Origin of the sequence: Streptomyces glaucescens (assembly GCF_002154375.1) — a bacterium.
GTDB classification, from domain to species: domain Bacteria; phylum Actinomycetota; class Actinomycetes; order Streptomycetales; family Streptomycetaceae; genus Streptomyces; species Streptomyces glaucescens.
This window is the reverse complement of sequence record NZ_MUND01000894.1, coordinates 1-2,847: the sequence shown is the minus strand read 5'-3', so window position 1 is coordinate 2,847 and position 2,847 is coordinate 1. Positions and strand designations below refer to the sequence as shown.

Here is a 2,847-nt window from a genome sequence, read left to right as displayed (position 1 = left end):
GTCGTGTTCGTCGGGCGTGGCGGGGCGGGGGGACGGGACGCTGTCCTGAGCCGGGGTCTCCGTCTGTTCCGGCGTGGCCGGGCGAGGGGACGGGACGGTTTCCTGGGGCTCCGTCCGAGGCTGGGTCTGCTGGGGGGCGGCATCCTCCGGGTCGGTCTGGCGTGACTTGCGGGACCGGCCGAACGCGTTCCGCAGGAGAGAGAGAATGCCCATGTGCGCAACCCTTCGAAGTGAGTTGTAGCCCGTCAATCCCTGGCCAGGACGGACACGTAAGGTTAGCGGGCCCCGGAGGGGAGCCTGTGCGGGTGTCAAGCGCCCTTTGAGGCAGAGAGCCCGAGCACAGGTGGATACCTCGGGTTCACTCCGCGTTCACACGCTGGCCCCGCTCCCGCACAAACGTGCTCCTAGCGTCCGTGACGCTGACAAACATGGGGAAGCCAGGGGAGAAGAATCAACGTGCGTCGCATCACGCTGCCCGTCATCAGGACCTCGTCCGACTCGCATCCCGGCGGCCGTTCCGCCCTGACCTGCCGTTTCCGGTGTGGTGATGCCTGCTTCCACGAGGTGCCGAACACCACCACGAACCCTTACGTCGGCGACGTCATCGCCACCGCGCTGAGCCGCCGTTCCGTGATGCGCGCCGCCGCCGTCGTGACCGCGACCGCCGCCGTGGGTGCCGCCGGTGTGGCCGCGGCCTCCCCGGAGGCGAGTGCGGCCACCGGCCGGAAGCCCTCCGCCGGCCAGGGGGCGCGTGGGCTGCGGTTCAGCCCCGTCGCCCCGAACACGAACGATGCCGTGACCGTGCCTGAGGGGTATGGCCAGAATGTGGTCATCCGATGGGGTGAGCCCATTCTGCGGGGTGCGCCCGCCTTCGACCCGGAGAAGCAGTCGGCGAGGGCGCAGGCCGGGCAGTTCGGTTACAACAACGACTTCCTCGCGCTGCTGCCGCTGCCGGGCGAGCGCGGCCGGCAGATCCTCGTCGCGAATCACGAGTACACCGACGAGGTGCTCATGTTCCGGGGGTACGACCCCGAGAACCCGACCCGGGAGCAGGTGGAGATCGCCTGGGCCGCGCACGGGCTGTCCGCCGTCGTCGTGGAGGGGGAGCGGCGTACCGGCAAGCTCGTCGCCGTACCGCGGCACCCGCTGAACCGGCGCGTCACCGCCACCACCGAGTTCCGGCTGACCGGGCCGGCGGCCGGGTCGGACCTGCTGAAGACGTCCGCCGACCCGTCGGGCACCAAGGTGCTCGGCACGCTCAACAACTGCTCCGGCGGCACCACCCCGTGGGGCACCACGCTGCACGGCGAGGAGAACTTCAACCAGTACTTCGCCAACGCGAGCAGGGCCACCGACAAGCGGTACGGGCTCGGCGGTGGTGCCACCGAGCGCAAGTGGGAGCGTTTCGACAAGCGGTTCGACGTGGCGCAGGAGCCGAACGAGCCGCACCGGTTCGGCTACGTCGTCGAGCTGGACCCGTACGACCCGTCGTCCACGCCCCGCAAGCACACCGCGCTCGGCCGGTTCAAGCACGAGGGCGCGACCGTGCGGCTGACCGAGGACGGGCGGCCCGTCGTGTACTCGGGTGACGACGAGCGGTTCGACTACTTCTACAAGTTCGTCGGCAGCAAGCGGATGAAGAAGGGGTCGAGCCGGGCGGTGCGCGAGCACAACCTGTCGCTGCTCGACGAGGGCACGCTGTACGTCGCCAGGCTCACCGGTGACTCGCCGTCGATCGAGATCGACGGCACCGGCAAGCTGCCGGCCGACGGGGAGTTCGACGGCAGCGGCGAGTGGATCCCGCTGGCCACGGCCACCGCCGACGGCGCCGTCTCGCACGTCGAGGGCATGACCGCGGAGGAGGTGTTCGTCTTCACGCGGCTCGCCGGTGACAAGGTCGGCGCGACGAAGATGGACCGGCCCGAGGACATCGAGCCCAACCCGCACACCGGCAAGGTGTACGTCGCGCTCACCAACAACAGCAACCGGGGCAAGGCCGGGTACGCCGGTGCCGACGAGGCCAACCCGCGCAACCTCAACAAGCACGGGCAGGTGCTGGAGCTGACCGAGCGCTGGAACCGCGCCGACAGCCGGAGGTTCGCCTGGTCGCTGTTCCTGGTCGCCGGTGACCCGAACGACCCCGCCACCTACTTCGCCGGGTTCCCGAAGGACCAGGTCAGCCCGATCTCCTGCCCGGACAACGTGGCCTTCGACCCGCACGGCAACCTGTGGATCTCGACGGACGGCAACCAGCTCGGCTCGCACGACGGGCTGTTCGGCGTGGCCACCCGGGGCGCCCGGCGCGGTGAGCTGAAGCAGTTCGCGACGATGCCGAACGGCGCGGAGACCTGCGGGCCGGTGATCCAGGACCGGCGGGTGCTGGTGGCCGTGCAGCACCCGGGCGAGATCGACGGGGCGAGCGTGGAGAAGCCCGCGTCCGCCTGGCCCGACGGGCCCGGGAAGATCGTCCGGCCGTCGGTGGTCGCCGTGTGGCGCAAGGACGGCGGTGACATCGGCGTCTGACCGGCCGACTCTCACGTCACCGCGCTCACCGCACTCACCGCGCGTTCAGTGCGGTGACGCGATCGCCCTCGCCGCCGCAACCTCCTGGCGCAGCGGCTCCAGCACGCTGCCCGGCGGTCCGGTGAGGTCGGTGCGCACGGCGATGAGGGTGTCCGCCTCGCGGACACCCTCCGCCAGTTCCCGCAGTTGCAGGATCACCTGGGAGACCTCCGCGGCGGACGGCGGGGCCGCGCCCTGCTTGACCCGGACCCGGGCCGCGGTCGTCGCGTCGACGATGCGTTCCACGGCGACGACCAGCGGCCACCAGGCCGCCGCGCGGCGGCC

Annotated in this window: 1 protein-coding gene and 2 pseudogenes; 1 reads left to right on the top strand and 2 read right to left on the bottom strand. The window is 71.0% G+C overall.

Annotated elements, in window-relative coordinates:
* Positions 1-213, bottom strand: a pseudogene (locus tag CCN42_RS43970) (VWA domain-containing protein); the annotation flags it as partial.
* 243 nt (positions 214-456) lie between these two features.
* Between CCN42_RS43970 and CCN42_RS38960 the strand changes: the two are divergent.
* On the top strand, positions 457-2,523 hold the full coding sequence (locus CCN42_RS38960; RefSeq protein WP_245877672.1) for a PhoX family protein: 2,067 nt from the start codon (positions 457-459) through the stop codon (positions 2,521-2,523).
* A 45-nt stretch (positions 2,524-2,568) separates the two neighbouring features.
* Here CCN42_RS38960 and CCN42_RS38955 read toward each other — a convergent pair.
* A pseudogene (locus CCN42_RS38955) lies at positions 2,569-2,847 on the bottom strand (FUSC family protein); the annotation flags it as partial.